Origin of the sequence: Pseudomonas sp. UW4 (assembly GCF_000316175.1) — a bacterium.
Lineage (GTDB): Bacteria > Pseudomonadota > Gammaproteobacteria > Pseudomonadales > Pseudomonadaceae > Aquipseudomonas > Aquipseudomonas laurylsulfatiphila.
This window is the reverse complement of the sequence record NC_019670.1, coordinates 574,738-592,129: the sequence shown is the minus strand read 5'-3', so window position 1 is coordinate 592,129 and position 17,392 is coordinate 574,738. Positions and strand designations below refer to the sequence as shown.

The 17,392-nt window shown below is 59.7% G+C and carries 14 protein-coding genes; 5 read left to right on the top strand and 9 right to left on the bottom strand.

The window, feature by feature from the left end:
• Positions 1-57: 57 nt before the first annotated feature.
• Entirely contained in the window at positions 58-5,328 is a 5,271-nt protein-coding gene (locus tag PPUTUW4_RS02595) for a DUF6543 domain-containing protein (protein WP_015093267.1), read from the bottom strand.
• Positions 5,329-5,577: 249 nt separating this feature from the next.
• On the opposite strand from PPUTUW4_RS02595, the gene PPUTUW4_RS02590 reads away from it, so the two are divergent.
• On the top strand, positions 5,578-6,705 hold the full coding sequence (locus tag PPUTUW4_RS02590) for a HAMP domain-containing sensor histidine kinase (protein ID WP_015093266.1): 1,128 nt from the start codon (positions 5,578-5,580) through the stop codon (positions 6,703-6,705).
• 167 nt (positions 6,706-6,872) lie between these two features.
• On the opposite strand, the gene PPUTUW4_RS02585 is transcribed toward PPUTUW4_RS02590, so the two are convergent.
• On the bottom strand, positions 6,873-7,178 hold the full coding sequence (locus PPUTUW4_RS02585) for a chaperone modulator CbpM (protein ID WP_007979663.1): 306 nt from the start codon (positions 7,176-7,178) through the stop codon (positions 6,873-6,875).
• Between the two features lie 27 nt (positions 7,179-7,205).
• Positions 7,206-8,153, bottom strand: coding sequence for a DnaJ C-terminal domain-containing protein (locus PPUTUW4_RS02580; RefSeq protein ID WP_015093265.1), 948 nt, complete (start codon positions 8,151-8,153; stop codon positions 7,206-7,208).
• A 297-nt stretch (positions 8,154-8,450) separates the two neighbouring features.
• Between PPUTUW4_RS02580 and PPUTUW4_RS02575 the strand changes: the two genes are divergently transcribed.
• The gene (locus PPUTUW4_RS02575; protein ID WP_015093264.1) at positions 8,451-9,725 is read left to right on the top strand and encodes an Hsp70 family protein; all 1,275 of its coding nucleotides are present in this window, start codon (positions 8,451-8,453) and stop codon (positions 9,723-9,725) included.
• A gap of 123 nt (positions 9,726-9,848) precedes the next feature.
• Here PPUTUW4_RS02575 and PPUTUW4_RS02570 read toward each other — a convergent pair whose 3' ends face one another.
• The 3 genes from PPUTUW4_RS02570 to PPUTUW4_RS02560 all read right to left on the bottom strand — a co-directional run bounded on the left by PPUTUW4_RS02570 (position 9,849) and on the right by PPUTUW4_RS02560 (position 12,304).
• Complete coding sequence (locus tag PPUTUW4_RS02570; RefSeq protein WP_015093263.1) at positions 9,849-10,862, bottom strand: hypothetical protein; 1,014 nt, start codon at positions 10,860-10,862, stop codon at positions 9,849-9,851.
• Positions 10,863-11,136: 274 nt separating this feature from the next.
• Positions 11,137-11,445: a PsiF family protein gene (locus PPUTUW4_RS02565; protein WP_015093262.1), complete on the bottom strand. Its 309-nt coding sequence runs from the start codon at positions 11,443-11,445 to the stop codon at positions 11,137-11,139.
• A gap of 64 nt (positions 11,446-11,509) precedes the next feature.
• Positions 11,510-12,304 (bottom strand): helix-turn-helix transcriptional regulator, encoded by a 795-nt coding sequence (locus PPUTUW4_RS02560; protein ID WP_015093261.1) that lies wholly within the window; start codon positions 12,302-12,304, stop codon positions 11,510-11,512.
• 97 nt (positions 12,305-12,401) lie between these two features.
• On the opposite strand from PPUTUW4_RS02560, the gene PPUTUW4_RS02555 reads away from it, so the two are divergent.
• Positions 12,402-13,289 carry a DMT family transporter gene (locus PPUTUW4_RS02555; RefSeq protein ID WP_015093260.1) on the top strand — a complete coding sequence of 296 codons (888 nt, stop codon included), beginning with the start codon at positions 12,402-12,404 and terminating at the stop codon, positions 13,287-13,289.
• A gap of 103 nt (positions 13,290-13,392) precedes the next feature.
• Here PPUTUW4_RS02555 and PPUTUW4_RS02550 read toward each other — a convergent pair whose 3' ends face one another.
• From PPUTUW4_RS02550 to PPUTUW4_RS02540, 3 genes are all read right to left on the bottom strand, one after another.
• Complete coding sequence (locus tag PPUTUW4_RS02550) at positions 13,393-14,283, bottom strand: triacylglycerol lipase (RefSeq protein ID WP_015093259.1); 891 nt, start codon at positions 14,281-14,283, stop codon at positions 13,393-13,395.
• Between the two features lie 108 nt (positions 14,284-14,391).
• Positions 14,392-14,697 (bottom strand): multidrug efflux SMR transporter, encoded by a 306-nt coding sequence (locus tag PPUTUW4_RS02545; protein ID WP_007979676.1) that lies wholly within the window; start codon positions 14,695-14,697, stop codon positions 14,392-14,394.
• Positions 14,698-15,336 (bottom strand): NAD(P)H-dependent oxidoreductase, encoded by a 639-nt coding sequence (locus PPUTUW4_RS02540; RefSeq protein ID WP_015093258.1) that lies wholly within the window; start codon positions 15,334-15,336, stop codon positions 14,698-14,700.
• A gap of 110 nt (positions 15,337-15,446) precedes the next feature.
• On the opposite strand from PPUTUW4_RS02540, the gene PPUTUW4_RS02535 reads away from it, so the two are divergent.
• Both PPUTUW4_RS02535 and PPUTUW4_RS02530 read left to right on the top strand, forming a co-directional pair.
• Positions 15,447-16,361: a LysR substrate-binding domain-containing protein gene (locus tag PPUTUW4_RS02535; RefSeq protein WP_162139251.1), complete on the top strand. Its 915-nt coding sequence runs from the start codon at positions 15,447-15,449 to the stop codon at positions 16,359-16,361.
• A 206-nt stretch (positions 16,362-16,567) separates the two neighbouring features.
• Positions 16,568-17,347 carry a hypothetical protein gene (locus tag PPUTUW4_RS02530; protein WP_015093256.1) on the top strand — a complete coding sequence of 260 codons (780 nt, stop codon included), beginning with the start codon at positions 16,568-16,570 and terminating at the stop codon, positions 17,345-17,347.
• Positions 17,348-17,392 lie beyond the last annotated feature (45 nt).

Genomic DNA, 17,392 nt, shown 5'->3' with positions numbered 1-17,392 from the left:
CACGACACGAGCAAAGGCCTCGCACGCCCTGTGTCGAGGCCTTTGTTTTTTCCGTGATTACTGAACGGATTCAATCCGCAGCCGATCCAGCTTGGCCCGAATCATCGCTTCCCGTGTCAGTTTTTTCAGCAACTGCGTAATCTGCAGATCGATGTCATCCAAGGCTTGAACATATTCCTCGTCAGTCATCAACTTGCCGTCCGCAAAGTCAGTTTCACTTTTGCCCAACTCACTGCACAACCCCTTGATTTCCGCCTCCACCGCCGCCTTTCCCTCGGTGGTGAGTCGTGCACCATCGGCCCGACGCTGCAACGCATCCTGCAAATCGGTAGTGGCGTCGATCCTGCGCTTCAAGCCGTTCAATTCCTCGCGGTAAGTAGTCTCCAGCCAGGTTCGCCAGAGCGGTTGCTCGAAGAGGCGATCAACCAGCAGATCACCTTCCTCCAGCGCCTTGATCCGCTGGAACGCTGCTTCGATCATATCCTTGCTCACACCCGCGATTTTGCGAAACTGCATGCCCCGCGCCTGCCACGGCAAATCCAGACGCTCCGCCAGATCGGTCATGTAGGCCAGGTGCACTTCCACTTCATCGATAGTGCCGATCACATCGCCATTGGCGTCGTAGCGACGGAACCGTTCGCCGTTAGCCAACCGCGCAGACACCCGCTGACGGGCGATGGCACCGAGTTCATCGAGCCGGGACTTGCCCAGGGCCAGTTCCAGCAATTGCGCCTCGATCAGGTCCGCACGCACCAGGGCGTAGGCTTCGTGCACCATCACCTGCACGCCCATGGCATTGAACAGTTGCGTGCCGCCATCCACGCACTCGGTGGGCGTTGCCGCCTCGTTGAACAGCTTGCTTCGCAGTTCACTGTCGCTGGCCATGGCTTCGAGCATGCGCCAGACCTTGGTCGTCAGTTCCGTCTGATAGGCACCGCCGGCCTTGAAGTCGGCGGACTGGGTGAGCTTGCGCAGTTCATTGAAAAACGGCACCGAACCAAACTCGTCTTCAACGTCGTTCCAGATGTCCTGCTTTTTCTGCCATTGCCGCTCGGTCATGCCCATATCCCAATCCGCGCTGTCGAGTACGCCTCGGGGCGGATAAGGACGCTCCGGGTCCATTCCGACCGACTCGATGTAAGACTTGAGGATCTCGAGATTCTCCGACGAGATCCAACGCGGGTCCCGGCTGATTACGGTGCGCGCCAGTAGCTCTGCGCGAAATGAACCGGGTGCGACCTCGGGTATCCGACTGATCGGGTTGCCGCTCAAGTCAAGGTAGATACTGCGCGGTCGCGATTGCGAAAACAGCCCGACAGGCCAGCTGTCCAGTCCGGTTTCGTTCAGCAACAACACCTGCAAATGCGGCATTCGGCTGATGTTCGGAATGAGCTTGAGCGGGTTGCCGCGCAAGCGCAGGAATGTCATGCGCGTCAGGTTTTTCAGGTGATCGAGCGCCGATGCATCCAGTTCAATGTTATTGCCGTCAAGAAACAGGTGAGTGAGATGACGCATGTCTTTCACCGCCTGCGGAAGCGTCGTCAGCAGATTGTCTTGCAGATTGAGGTAGCGCACCTGATGGAACGGCTCGAGGAACGACAGGTTCCCGGAACGCAACTGCCCACCGCGCAGGCTCAGGCTTGTGACATGATCGAAGTTGGCCTCCAGTCTCGGCAGGGTTTCCAGCAGTCGGCTCAGCCTGGGAATGTTGTCCAGACTCAACGCCTGCGGCCGCACTACCCCGAAAGCCTCGATGCCCTCCGGCCCGGTGCGCTGCCAGCATTGCCTGAGCGCTTTGTAGATGTTGTTTCGCGCATGCCACTCCGCCACGCCCGCCGGGGTAAACCGAGCGGATTGCGTCGGCGAATTCATCCAGCGTTGCAGGGCACGGTTCAATTGGTTGAACTCGGCCTCCAGCACGGTCAGCCGTTCATGCACCGCCCCTTCGCCCTGACCGAAACCCGCCAGCAGTGCCTCGACTTCCTCCGAAGTAAAATCCGGATACAGTGCATGAGCCCGTTGTCGCAGCCCCACGCCTTGCGATGCTTGTCGGGCATAGCCACGCATGCCGCCACGCAAGCGCATGACGCTCGGGTCGTAAGCCGGCCTGGTGATCGGGTTGTCCCGCAGAATCAGCTCAAACCGGGATCGATCCAGCGGCTGCGCCCTGACCGCTTGCTCAAGGCGCGAAGACTCATGGATTTCAAAGCCAAGCGCTGTGCGCTCGGAGTCGGGCAAGGCATGCAGCACTGCCGCGTACAGATTGTCCGCACCGTGCAGCTGTTGATCGCTGCCGTCCCGTGCCTCGTATTGGCCATCCTCACCCAGGACCAGCACTTTGCGGGTCGTCGCGTCGACGGGGCCGAGACTGCCTGTCAGTGATCCCGTGAATGAATACTCACGGATTTCCAGACGCAGATCCGCCGGCCAGCCCGGCAATGCGGCCAGCGAGTGCAGCTCCAGGCGTGCGGTATCGCGATTGTGCAGTGCGTCGAGGTACAGGCCTTCATAAGCCCGTGTCACACGCAGTTGTTCCGCTGCCTCCCGAGCTTGTTGAGCCAGTCTCAACGGGACACGTTTTTTTTCGTTCAAATGCTGCACATCCGAGGGATGCGCTTCACTCAGCAACTCCTGCGCCTGACTGACAGAGATATCAGCCCCATCATCCTTGAGCATGTTCACCAACGGATCGTCCGACCGGGTACGGCGCTTGTACAACAGGTCGAACAACTGACTTTTGCGCTGACGCGCCAGCGCCGCCCATTGATCACAAAGTGCCTGGGCACGTTTCGCCTGGTCACCGGAATACCCTTCTCCAAGCAGTTCGCGTAACGCTGTTTCGTCAAGGAAACCGACCACCCGTTCCGGCAACTCACCCGCAAGCAGTTCAGACCAGGTCATCTGCAAGGTATTGGTCGCTGACGCATTGGCGTAGCCATCCTTGATCGATACACCGGTCAGGCCCGGTTCCTGGAAGACTTCAATGGCCTTGTCGCCGGGCCAGCCGCGCAATTCCGTCATGAGTCGAAGCGAGTAATCCGCCCAATCGTTACTGATCCGATGGGCCAGAATCTGTTGTGCACCGGCTTCGGCATCGGCATGGACCTTGAAGCGCTTGAGGGTATCGGCCAATGACGCGGGCGGAGTTTCATGTTCGACATGAAGTCGTCGCAGCACGTTTTCATGCACGCCGCTGGCAGTCAAAATCTGCTCCAGGGTCTCATCGGATAGCCCCCCCACCGAAGCGCCCAGACGCCTGAGCACTACACGCCGATCCCATTCGAGCGGTTGATCGAGCTCGGTCTTCCAGCTGCCGGCACCGTTGTGCTCCAACAGCGGCTGATAGGCTTCGGCGCGAGTCGGGTGTTGCAGCCGATGCTGGCCGGTTTCCGGGTCTTGCCTGACGGCATAGCATTTGTCATCGAGGCGTAGCAGGTCTTGCTCCTGATAACGGTACAGCCCAGTGTCACCAGCCTTCGCCCCATCGGGCAATGCGGTCTTTTGCTCATAAGGGGCGAGATCAGGGTTCCACAACCGCTCCTTGCCGCCGACTTCCACTGGCTTGAGCCCCTCGACAAACGGCGACACCTTGATCGGTGCGACAGCGGTGCCGGGCAACACATGTCCGGCGCCCATCAGTGCCAGTTGCGCGAAGTTGATCAAGACCCCGTTGAAGTACGCCGAAGCCTGTTCCTTGTCACCCTTGCTCCAGTCCTCGACGCCTTCGGCAACCTCGGCGAGCATTTGCGCGACCATGATGCCAAGCATGGCCTCACCCAGCCCCGGCACCAGCATTGCGGCGAAATTGAAAACATTCCAGCCGATCGACAGGTAACCGGTCAGGCGCTTGAAGCGTGCGTTGGCATCCTCGTCGCCGGTCGGTACGGCGATCAACCGGGCATCGGCGATGGCCTTGTCGCGGCGCTCCACAAACAGCGTGGCCCACAGTTCATCGCGGATCTGGTTAGTCACCGGTTCCGCATCGGGATTTTCGACCGCCGTTTCACGCCACCATGGGCCCATGTCCAGCGGTTCGCGCTCATGCCAGGTGTAGGTCGTGAGACGCTCTTTGACCCGGGCGAAAAACAACCCCTTGTCCTTCTGCGCCACAAAGCGGCTGAAAAAAGCCTGGTAATCGGTACTTCTCAACTGACCCAGCAGCGCCTTCATGAACGCGGTCAGCGAGGGATACTCCTTCAACGGATGGTCAGGATCATCGGGCACATAGGCGATCAACGGACCGCTTACACGACTCTGTTGATAGATATCGTCGCGGCGCAACAGCTCATCGCTCACCCCCTGCGGCCCATTGGCGAAGTAGGCTTGCAACAGTTTGAATTGATCGTATTCCCGGCCCGGCAGAACAGGAATGCGGCGCGACCAGTCGATCCAGAATCTCAACAGCGCCGGCGTCAATGCTTCAACTTCGCGCTTTATTTGCGATGGCTCGCTGACCGCGCTGAACAACACGATGCCGGTCAACCGAAAACCCATCAGCGATAAGCGATGAGCATGCAATGGCCGGTCGTACAGCCTGATGTTTGCCTGCCCCTCACGCACCTGGCCCAGTTTGGCGTAGCCATGGTCACTGATATCACCTTTTAATCGGGCAATCAGTGCGGCCACATGAAAGGCCGCCTGTTCACTGGCCACCGAGTCTTGTTGCAAGGTTCGCTGTGCTTGCAGGGTATCGGGCAACAGGACGGACTTGATGTGCCGCTGGTACTGCCCGCCGATGTCCAGGCAGCGGCACAAGGCGGCAAAATCCGGCAGGGCAATGGCCGGCTCCAGGCTGAGACCGCCCCGACTGTCCTTGCGGTAAATACCGGAACTGTCTCGGAACGCCCCTTCGACGGTTTCAGCTTCCTCGAAGTTGTGCAGTGCCGCCTCCAGCAAGGTGGACTGGCGGACGCGACTGGCGCCGGTGTCGATGCCGAAGATGATCGTACTGGGCACCTCGAGCTGCACGCTGAGTTCGTCGGTGCGTTCCACCGAGCTGAAATTCGCCTGCAACATCTCCCTGAGCAGCGGTTCGGCGAAGGTCTCAATGTCGTGTTGCAAGCTGCCCAGTTTTTTGTCCAGTACGCCCTGCACACGCCAGCGTTCCTCGATCAACTGCTTCAGGTACTGGCGGTCCATGGCCCGTGCGCCGCTGTACCACTCGGGCATCGCCGGCTTCAGGGTTTCGAGGGATTTGAGCCTTGCAGGCGGGGCATTTTTCAGGGCGCCCGGTATCCCGTCGAATACGCGACGGTAATGCACGCCCTGGTGTTCGACGCCTGTGGTTTCAATGGTTTGCTGTGAATGGCTTCCATGCAATTCAGACACTTTTACAACACCTTGATGGCTGGATTTGAACCCACAGCTTCGCCAACCCGCCCGCCAAACAAAAGCCCAAAAAACCGTTGGGCCGCCCCTGAAAAAAGGCCTCCACCGTTCGAAATTCAAAGAGCCGTCATTACATAAGTACCGCCACAGGGGCCTGGACTTATGCCACCGAACGAGCGGTCGTGTTTTTTCCGGCAAAGGGACTACTATTCGATTCGCTGTCCCCCGATTCATGCTCAGGTAACCGCCATGCGTCTTTCCGAATTCATCGTGCTACAGGTTGATCGCATCGTCGATGAGTGGGAGCAGTTCGCCAAAACCATCACCCCGGCCGCCGAGTCCATGGACAGCGCCGCCTTGCGCGACCATGCCCGGTCGATCCTGCTGGCCGCGGCCCGGGACATGTGCAAGCCCCAGACACCCGCCGAACAAGCGGCCAAGGCACGCGGCGAAGGCCCGGAGAAAACCCCGAGCCTCGACGAGGCCGGCGCCAGCCATGGCGAGTTGCGCCATACCGTGGGTTTTGACCTGGTGCAGATGACCAGTGAATTCCGTCATTTGCGCGCCTGTGTCATCCGCCTGTGGGTCAACAGCCTGCAGTCACCTGACCTGGCCTACTTCCAGGACATGATCCGCTTCAACGAAGCCATCGACGAAGCCCTGGCCGAATCCACCGCCGCCTATGCCGAAATGGTCAACCGCTCCCGGGACATTTTCCTCGCGATCCTCGGTCATGACCTGCGCGCGCCCCTGCAGGCGGTGAGCATGTCCACCGAAATCCTGCTGCGCAAAGCCGCGTTGGAAGGTGATGCGCTCAAGTGCGCGATCAATATCCAGCGCAGCACCGGACATCTGGCAGTGATGGTCGGGGATTTGCTGGAACTGGTGCGCAGTCGCCTGGGCAAGCACCTGCCGATCGAACCGACGCCCATGGACCTGGCCGAAGCGGCACGGGACGCGATTGCGCGGGCCTGTGTCAGTCAACCGGAGTGCGATCCGACCCTGACGGTACAGGGTGACACCCGCGGTACCTGGGACCCGCGCAGGATCGATCAGATGCTGCAAAACCTGATCGGCAATGCCTTGCAGCATGGCTCGAGCAAACGTGAAGTGACCTTGACTCTCAAGGGCGAGGCCGACGGCGTTCGGCTGACGGTGCAGAACGACGGAGCCCCCATCCCTTGCGATGCGATCCCGACCCTTTTCGACCCGCTGGTGCGCAGTGCCAGCGAAGAACTCGGCGAGCCCACTACCAGCCTTGGGTTGGGGTTGTTTATTGTCAAGGAAGTGGTCGACGCCCATCAGGGGACGATTGAAGTCAGTTCCAGTGAGATGGATGGCACGACCTTTACCGTGGTGTTGCCGAGGACAATATAGGGCCATTGTGGCGAGGGGGCTTGCCCCCGTTGGGCTGCGCAGCAGTCCTGAAACCAGGCACTGCATTTTTGTCAGTTGTACCTAGTCGTTCGATTGGCGGGCGCTTTGCACCCGAACGGGGGCAAGCCCCCTCGCCACAGAGTTAGTGTTGGTTACTAATTGAGGAACTACTCGACCAACAACCGCCCCAACCGCTGCTTGAGCATGCGGTTCTCGGCGCGCAGCTGCTGCACCTCTTCGAGCAGGTCCAGCGCCAGGGCGACGCCTTCCCACTCCAGGTCAAGGTCGCGCCGCAGCTTGGCGGCACGCTTGGCCAAGGTCAGCTCATAGTCGTTGAAAACCCAGTCCTTGGGCTGAGCGCCCTGAGGTTCGAGGATGCCGTGCTCGACGATTTCGATCACGTAGACGTCCGACAGCTCGGTCGCCTCACAGAATTCTGCCATGTCCAGTTGAACGATCAGGGGACTGCTCATTGTCAGTGACTCCTTGGTTCTAAGGGATCAAAAATGCTCTCGCGGGTCGAACGCGGCTTTTTTCGCCAGCTCCTGCCACAGGGCCTTGATGTCATCGTCGGATTTCTTCGGCATTACGGCCTTCAATTGCACGAACAGGTAACCGCGCTCACCGGCCTTGTTCATCAGGCCATGGCCCTTGGCGCGCATGCGCTGGCCGTTCTGGCTGCCGGCAGGCACCTTGAGGTTGATCTTGCCGGTCAGGGTCGGCACGGCGACTTCGGCCCCCAGCGCCAGCTCCCACGGAGCCAGTGGCAAGGTGATGATCAGGTTATCGCCTTCGACGTCGAATTTCGGGTGCGGTGCGAAACGGATCGTCAGGTACAGGTCGCCATTGGCGCCGCCACCCACACCCGGAGCGCCCTGCCCCTTGAGGCGAATGCGTTCGCCGTCGGCCACACCGGCCGGAATCTTCACGTTCAGGCTTTTGCTGGTGTTGCTCACATGCTGGCCGGCCGCGTTGTACTGCGGTACCTGGAAGGTGACCTTCTTCGATTCGGTCGACAGCGTTTCTTCGAGAAAAACCCCAAGCTCCATTTCCACGTCCTGCCCTCGACGTCCGGTGCTGCGACGCGACTGTCCACCGCCATTGAAACCAGGCCCACGGTTGCCGAAGATCGAACTGAAGAAGTCCGAGAAATCGCCCGTGTCCTGACCACCGCCACCGAAACCGCCACGGCTTTGCCAGCCTGGTGGTCCCTGGAACGGTTGGCCGTGCTGGCCATAGCGGCGCAGATCATCGTATTCGGCGCGCTTGTCGGCGCTTTTCAGCGCTTCATAGGCTTCCGAGGCGTCCTTGAACTTGGCCTCGGCGTCCTTTTCCTTGCTGACGTCGGGGTGGTATTTGCGCGCCAGCTTGCGATAGGCAGCCTTGATCGCCTTATCGTCTGCGGTCGGCTCCACACCGAGAATCTTGTAATAGTCTTTGAAGTCCATCGCGGGAATCACCATCCGTTATCAAATCGCGCCACGGGCCACAGCATGCGCTTGTTTGCAGCCGTTGGTTTGACCGATCTCAAATTTGTGACCGGGCGGCGCGGCAGAAGTTTATCGGCAGCCGGCGGGGCTTCTTGCGAGCACGCCCGCCGCGGTCCGGTTGATGCAGGGTAGTTTGGGGGGAATGCCCCATCTTTCAAGGCATTGTTTGCGAAGAATTAGCAGATAACCGGCCTTCGATTCTGGCGCGCACTGGCATACACTGCGCGGCCGTTTTTTAACCGGAACCTGAAAGACATGAACAACGCATCTCCAGCCCGTGCCGTGGGTATCGACTTTGGCACGTCCAACTCCACCGTCGGCTGGCTGCGCCCCGGCGTGGAAACGCTGATCGCGCTGGAGGACGACAAGATCACCCTGCCGTCAGTGGTCTTCTTCAATATCGAAGAACGTCGCCCGGTGTACGGCCGGCTGGCGTTGCACGAGTACCTGGAAGGCTACGAAGGCCGCCTGATGCGCTCGCTCAAGAGCCTGCTGGGTTCCAAGCTGATCAAGCACGACACCAGCGTCCTGGGCACGGCCATGCCGTTCAAGGACCTGCTCGGGCTGTTCATTGGCCAGCTCAAGAGCCGTGCCGAAACCGCCGCCGGTCGGGAATTCGAAGAAGTGGTGCTGGGACGCCCGGTGTTCTTCGTCGATGACGACCCGATGGCCGACAAGGAAGCCGAAGACACCCTGGTCGACGTGGCGCGCAAGATCGGCTTCAAGGAAGTCTCGTTCCAGTTCGAACCGATTGCCGCGGCATTCGACTACGAGTCGACCATCGAGAAAGAAGAGCTGGTACTGATCGTCGACATCGGCGGGGGTACGTCCGACTTCTCCCTGGTGCGCCTGTCACCGGAGCGACGCGCTGTGGATAACCGCCAGGACGACATCCTCGCCACCGGCGGCGTACACATCGGCGGGACCGACTTCGACAAGCAACTCTCGCTGGCCGGCCTGATGCCACTGTTCGGCTACGGCAGCCGGATGAAGAGCGGCGCCTACATGCCCACCAGCCACCACATGAACCTGGCGACCTGGCACACGATCAACTCGGTGTACTCGCAGAAATCGCAACTGGCCCTGGGCAGTATGCGCTACGACATCGAAGACACCGGCGGCATCGATCGCCTGTTCAAGCTGATCGAACAGCGCGCCGGCCACTGGCTGGCGATGGAAGTGGAAGAAACCAAGATCCAGCTGACCCACGCCGACAAGCGCCACGTGCCGCTGGACCGCATTGAAGCGGGCCTGAGCGTGGACTTGAGCCGTGCGTTGTTCGAGTCGGCCATCGACAACCTGCTGGAACGGGTGCGCAACAGCGTCACCCAATTGCTGACAGACGCCGATGTCCGGGTCGATCAGGTCGACACGGTGTTCTTCACTGGCGGCTCGAGCGGTATCCCGGCGCTGCGCAACAGCGTTTCGGCGATGCTGCCGAAGGCGCGGCATGTGGAAGGGAACATCTTTGGCAGTATCGGTAGTGGTCTGGCGATTGAAGCGGCCAAGCGTTACGGCTCTATGGACTGATCCAAAAGCTATGGTGCGCCCTTCGCGAGCAGGCTCGCTCCCACAATGGACCTGAACTTACAGGACTAATGTGGGAGCGAGCCTGCTCGCGAAGGGGTCAGTTCAGGCAACGAATAACCTGAGTCAAACCATCCCCACCTGCTTCAACTCACTCTTCAGATACGCGTAGTAAATCGGCCCCGCCACCACCCCCGGCAGGCCGAACGCGGCCTCGAACACCAGCATCGCCAGCAGCAACTCCCACGACTTGGCACTGATCTGCCCGCCAACGATTCGCGCGTTGAGGAAGTATTCGAGCTTGTGGATAACAATCAGGTAACCCAGCGCCGCGACGGCGACCCAGATCGACAGCGACAGACCGACGATGGTGATCAGGGTGTTGGACATCAGGTTGCCGATCACCGGCAGCAAGCCGAGCAGGAACGTCAGTACGATCAGGGTTTTGGTCAGCGGCAGTTTGATGCCGAACATCGGCAGGATCACCGCCAGGAAAATACCGGTGAAAATGGTGTTGAGCAGGGAAATCTTGATCTGGGCGAACACGATGTTGCGAAACGCCTGGACCAGCAGGTGCAGACGATCAAACAGCGCCGCCGCCAGCGGTTTGCGCTTGGTCAGATCCGGCACACGCTGCAACGCAATGATCGCGCCCAGCACCATGCCGATCAGCAAGGTCACGAACATGTGTGCCGCATCCTTGCCCACCAGTTGCAATTCGCTCAGGTGCTTGCTGACCCACTCGCCAATGGCCACACGGAACTCGGCGGCACTGGCCGGCAAATAGGCGTCGATGAACGGCGGCAGTTGTCCGCGTGCGCGGTCGACCACCCCCATGAATTTGTCGAGGGAGGCGCCGGGGTTTTCCGCTTCGTGCAACAGGAAGCTGAATGCACCGGCAAAGATCAGCGACAGTACGCTGACAATCAGCGTCCCCAGCAATGCCACCGCCAGCCAGCGCGCACGCCGGCCTTCGATCAGCCGTTGCAGTTGCGGGGTGAGCATGTTGACCAGCTCGAACACCAGCAACCCGGCGAGCAGGCTCGGCAGCAACCGCAGCGGCAGGACCAGCAGCAGCCCGCCAAAAATGATGACCCAGCTGATGACCAGCAAAACTTGACGCTGAGAAAACGTTGGCATACAGCCTCAAAAACGAACGGCGCAAAAAGGATTGGCAGTCTGCCAGCGATCCGATGCGAGCACTAGGGATTGTGTGGCTCGACCTTAGTGGGGTGGCAGCTCGAGTGCGAGCCCCATCGCGGATCGTCGTACACATATCTGAAAATCGCCACCAATCAAATGTGGGAGCGGGCTTGCTCGCGAAGGCGTCGTGTCAGTCAACTTCAATGCTGTTTGAGGCACCGCTTTCGCGAGCAAGCCCGCTCCCACACTCGACTGAGTTGATCCCTGTGAATTATTTTTTCTTCAGGCAATCGCTCATGAACGCCTTGCGCTCATCACCCTTGAGGGCTTTGGTGGCGGCGTCGGCGTTGCAGGTTTTCATTTTCTCTTGCTGCGGCGTCAAGGCCTTGCCGGCATCGTTTGCCGCCGGTGCGGCCTTCAGGCAGGTGCTCATGAAGGCTTTGCGCTCGTCGCCCTTGAGGCTTTTGGCCGTGGCGTCGGCGTTGCAGGTAGTCATCTTTTCCTGTTGGGCTGTGGCGGCGAAACCCTGGGAGCAGAGCAGCAAACCGATCATCAACAACGGGACACGCAACATCATCATGGAGTTTTCTCCTTGTTGCCACACCGAGGGGGGCGGCCTCGTACTGGAGTGTAGACAACCCCTGTTACACCTTCCTGTTCTCCAGATGACTGCGCCGGTACTGCTCCGGCGTACACCCGGCCTGGCGCTGGAACATCGCGATAAACGCCGAGCCGGTGCTGTAGCCCATGTCGAAAGCGATTTCCTGAATGCTGCGCTGGCTGTCCAGCGCTTCGATCGCCGCCAGAAAACGCAGGCGCTGGCGCCACTCACCGAAGCTCATGCCTAGCTCCCGCACGAACTGCCGCGCCAGGGTGCGTTCGCTGACATGGATGCGTGCGGCCCATTCCGCCAGCGGCCGGTTATCCCCAGGCTCGGCCTGCAATGCTTCCAGAATCCCCAGCAATCCCGGGCTGCTGGCGTAGGGCAGATAGCACTCGTGCACCGGGGCCTGTTGCAGTTGATCCACCAATACCTGGGCCAGACGCTGGTCCGCATCGCGCTCGGGAATTTTCACGTCCCGGGCGGCGAAGTCCTTGAGGATCGCCTTGAGGATGTCGCTGATGGCCAGGGTACAGGCTCGCGACGGCAGTTCGGCGCACACCTTGGGCGCCAGGCACACGGCGCGGTAGTTGACCGGTTGATGGCTATAGAAACTGTGCTCGATCTGTGGCGGTACCCACACTGCGTATTGCGGTGGCGACATGAAACGGCTGCCCTCGACGTCCATGTGCAGTACGCCGTGGGCTGCATATTCCAGCGTCCCCCAGGAATGTCGATGGGGGGCGGCGTATTCATGGGCGTCAAAATCGGCGTAGCGGAAGTACACCGCCGACGGCAGTTCGCTGAAATCCAGCAGGTCGATGTGTTTACTGCTCATGCTGTCCGTCATCAAGGGCGAGTTGTCCGGATCGAAGTATAGGCTTACATCCAGACAAGCGGATAATTGCTCTTCATTAACGTTCTGGTTTTTCCCGATGCAATACGCTTACCCCCTGCTGGCCATTTTCATCTGGGCCGGCAACACCGTGATCACCAAAATGTCGGCCGGGGCGATCTTCCCCGCCGAGATCGGTTTCTACCGCTGGCTGCTGGCCGGGTTGCTGTTCACGCCCTTCATGCTCAAACCGGTGCTCGCCCATTGGCCCCTGATCCGCCCGAAACTGGGCAAGATCTTTGTCCTCGGTGTTCTCGGCATGGCGGTCTATCAAAGCCTGGCGTACTTCGCCGCGAGCCTGACCTCGGCCACCAACATGGGCATCATCCTGTCGCTGATGCCGCTGATGTCGCTCGCCATGGCGATCATCAGCCTCGGTCAGCGCCTGACCATGGGGGCCCTGGCCGGAGCGGTGCTGTCGTTCGCCGGTGTCCTGGTGGTGGTGTCGTCCGGCAGCCTGGGCACATTGCTCGAACACGGGGTCAACCTGGGCGACGCGATGATGCTGATCGCCACCCTGGCCTACGCGGTCTACAGCACCCTGTTGAAAAAATGGCAGCTGAAACTGCCGCCGCTGGTGCTCCTGTATCTGCAGGTGCTGGTGGCCGTGGTGGTGCTGTTTCCGCTGTTCCTCGCCTCACCGAAAGTCGGCCCGACCCTGCAGAACATTCCGCTAGTGCTGTACGCCTGCCTGCTGGCTTCGATGGTCGCGCCGTTGGCGTGGATGCAGGCGGTGGTACGTTTGGGTCCGAGCCGGACCACGCAGTTTTTCAATTTGCTGCCGTTGATTACCGCATTGATTGCGGCGGTGGTGCTGCATGAACAACTGGCGATGTACCACTTGGTGGGTGGGGTGTTGACGCTGGGCGGGGTGATTGTTTCCGAGCGTTGGACCACCGTGCTTGGTCGCAAGATAAGCGTTGCCTGATCCGGCGCTTTCGCGGGCAAGCCCGCTCCCACAGGGGATTGCATTCCATTGTGGGAGCGTGGCTTGGTCCGGGCGGCGTTCCGACGATGAACGATAACGCGGTCTAAAGCCCCGTCGCGCTTAGCCGCGCCGCATGTTCGACAAACAAACGGATCGGCTCTGCCCCCTTGCCCACCAGCCCCAGCGACTGATTGACGATATCGAAGTGATCCAGCGGATACTCATCGCCAATCACCGTGCCCAGGTGCGAGCTGTAGCGCCCGACCATGCCGTCGCAATGCCCGGCTTCACGGACGAAGGTTTTGGCGAACAATCGGCAACTGCGGTTGGTACCATCCAGCAGATTGCGCCCACGATCGGTGATGCCCGGCTGCAAAGTGCCGGACCAGGAGTAATAGCGCACGCCGTTGACCTCTTCCGGCCCGTGACCGCCCCAGGTTTCAGGCAAGCCCTGTGGATAACGCTGGTTGAACAGCGCGACGCCAGCGGTGGTAAGGGCGTGATGGGAGGCATGGATATCCACCGGCAACTTCGGCCCGTGGTAACCGGTATCCAGCCACCCCATCAGCGTGCCGATCATTCGCAGCAAAAAGCACAGCAGACGACCGCGCAGGCTGTCATGGGGATAGTGTTGATGCAGGTAATCGGCGAGCTCCGAACCATGGTTCGGCCCCGCCACCGAAGTCACCGATGCCACAAGATCCGGACGCTTGGCCGCGGCGTAACGGGCGGTCAACGAGCCCTGGCTATGGCCGATCAGGTTGACCTTGTCGGCCCCGGTTTCCCGCAGGATTTCGTCGATACGTGCCAGCAATTGCTCGCCGCGCACTTCGTTCGAATTAAGCGGCGAGACCTGCACGGCGAACACCACGGCCCCGCCATGGCGCAGCACCTCGACAATCCCGTACCAGTACGGATAAAGCACCAACCGGATGAACCCGAGCATTCCCGGGACCAGCACCAGCGGGTAACGCGGGGCAGAACCTTGCGACATGGGCGGACATCCTTGTGGTCGGGGGGGTGACGCAAGGCGGAATGCAAGACATCCGCCAAGCTACGCCTGCGAAGATGACAACTCGACGACAAGTCTATGTCATCCACCCTACTTCAACCCTGCCACGCCCGCCACGATCAGGCCGACCGAGACCAGTTTGATCACGCTCAGGCTTTCCCCCAGCAGCGCAAACCCGAGAAACACCGTGCCCAGCGAACCGATGGCGGTCCAGATCGGGTACGCGATGCTCACGGGCAACTCGCGCATGGCCAGGGTCAGGAAGTAGATCCCGCCCACAGCGGCTACCACCGTGATCAGCGAAGGCCAGAGCCGGGTGAAGCCCTCGGCGTACTTCATGCCCATGGCGAAGGTGACTTCGAACCCGGCGGCGACCAGCAGAAACACCCAGGCCATCTAGAACTCCCCGGCCAGCGCCAGCAAGCGCTGCTCAGCCTCGGCGGCAGAGATTTCAAAGCTGCGTTCGGCGGACTCCTCGCCCTCGGCAGCCACCACCGTGACATCGGTGATGCCGATGAATCCGAGCACCGTACGCAGTAGCGTGTCGGCATGGTTCATGGCTTCCAGCTCGCCGCCCGGACCAAAACCGAAGCCGCCACGGCTGGTGATGATCAGGGCTTTTTTGCCTTGCACCAACGGTTGGTACTGGGCCACGCCATTGTCCAGGGTGTGATCGAAGGTCACTCCCACCCGCACGATCTGATCGATCCAGGCCTTCAAACCACTGGGTACGCTGAAGTTGTGCATCGGTGTGGAAATCACCAGCACATCATGGCCAAGCAGTTCGCCGACCAGTTCGTCGCTGAACGCCAGATCGGCCTGCATCGACAGCGGCCGAGCGGCGGGCTCGGGGTAAAACGCGGCGGCCACGAATGCCTCGTTGACCGGCGGGATCAGTGCCCGACCGACTTCGCGTCGGGTCAGTGGCGAGTGTGGATGACGGGCCTGCCAGGCAGACAGAAACACTTCGGCCAAACGCCGGGAGTGCGAACGATCACCACGGGGGCTTGCATGAACAGCAAGAATTTTACTCATCTGAATCTCCTCAGGGACTAAACTAAAACGGCTTGTGGCTTGCAGCTTGAAGCTCGCGGTTGCGTCCCTTCAAATGAGTAAAAATCAGCCAAGATGAATCTATTTCATCTGTGGAGTGTTCAATGTTCGCCTCATTGCCCTTGACTGCCCTGCGCGCCTTCGAATCCGCCTCACGCCTGTTGAGTTTCAAGGCCGCCGCCGAAGAACTGTCTGTCACCCCGACGGCGGTGTCCCATCAGATCCGCTCCCTGGAAAGCTGGCTCGGCGTGCCGCTGTTCGAACGCCTGCCACGCCAGGTGCGCCTGACCGAGTGCGGCGAACGGCTGTTCCAGAGCCTGCACGGAGCATTCCTCGAAGTGGCGCAAAGTGTCGAGACCCTGCGCCCGCAACGTAGCGGCGCCAACCTGACGGTCTCCACCACCGCGGCCTTCGCCGCGCTGTGGCTGGTGCCTCGGCTGGGACGCTTCTACGCCCGGCACCCGAACATCAACGTACGCCTCGACACCCACTGCGAAGTCATCGATTTGCATCAGGACGCCAGTGTCGATCTGGTGCTGCGCTACAGCCTCGACGATTACCCCAACCTGTACGGCCAGTGCCTGTTCGATGAGTCCTTCGGTGTCTACGGTTCGCCCGAACAAGTGGCGCTGGCGGTCAATCGTGCCCCGACGCTGATCAGCGTGCGCTGGCACAACTCGAAACTCTATGCCCACGGCTGGGAGGCCTGGTGCGCGCAATCGGGCGAAACCTGGCTGAGCGGTCGGCCAGCGGTGCGCGAGTACGACGAAGAGCATTACGCCCTGCAAGCGGCCATTGCCGGGCAGGGTCTGGTGCTGGCGAGCAATATTCTGGTGTCGGAAAGTGTGGCCAGTGGGTTGCTGGTGCCATATCGGGGTGACGTCCAGGTCGATGGCGCCGGATACAGTGCACTGTGCGTGCCGGGGCGCGAACGTCATCCGCCGGTTCGGGCGTTTTTTGGGTGGTTGCGTGAGGAGGCATTGGCATCCGGTCATTCGTTGCGATGAACGTTCATCGAGCGACGAAAATAACGACAATAGTTACCAGACACCAGACATACTGATCACAAACTTAACCAGACCAACTCCCCACACCAAAACAGCAACACACGATATTTATCAAGTTACAACCACACCATGGACTAAACTCTTCCAGCCCTTATATTCAACTGACAGACAAGAAGTCTGCAAAACATATAAAGGACTAAACAACCATGCACATTGAACAACAACTTGAATTTCTGGACAGCCTGCCCGCCCTGCCTGCTCGACGTGCTGCCTATACTCAAACACTGCCTACCATTCAAAGCGTCTCAGACGAGCTTCCAATTGATCCAAACAAGGAAAGCGGTACCGTCGGCCCGGACATGATGAATATCTATGTACCCGGCGTATCGGTGCAAAACCGTGAAGATGTAGACAACTGCAAATTACTGATGCAAAACGCAGCATCGCAAAAATACGACATGATTAAAGAGTTGCATCAGTGGTACAACTTTTACACAGAAGGCCTGCGTAACCTCGGATGGACGATCAACAAGATTTACGATCAGAACATAATCATTGAAAGAACCGGCCTTACCATGGACGCCGTCGCTTTTGACGTACTTCAGAAGCTGGTCGGGGTAAACGCTCCTCGCTTGGCAGAACTGGCTGGCAAAGCCGTGGAGGGAGTGAAAGGTGAGGACGGCCTGATCCAGATCTACAATCGTAACGCTCAAAAAGGTTCTCAAGCGGTATTTGATATTTCCCCAGTCTGGCAAACCCGGGAAGGCTCTCCGATGATGATCCTTAGCTGTACAAGTGTGGATGTCAGGGAAAGTACTCGCGGTATTCTTTGGTGGAAATCGACAACTAAATCCACCACCGTAAAATCGCAGGCAACACCGGTTTACCTCAACACTCAAGTCTATTCCAAAGTACGAAACAAGGTTCTTGAGAAACTGGGAAATGCGGCCGAAGCATACCTCGATGGAATTCCAGGTTTCCAATAACCAAAAGCTTTCAAATTGGCGTTGAGGTCGAATCGAGACCTCAAC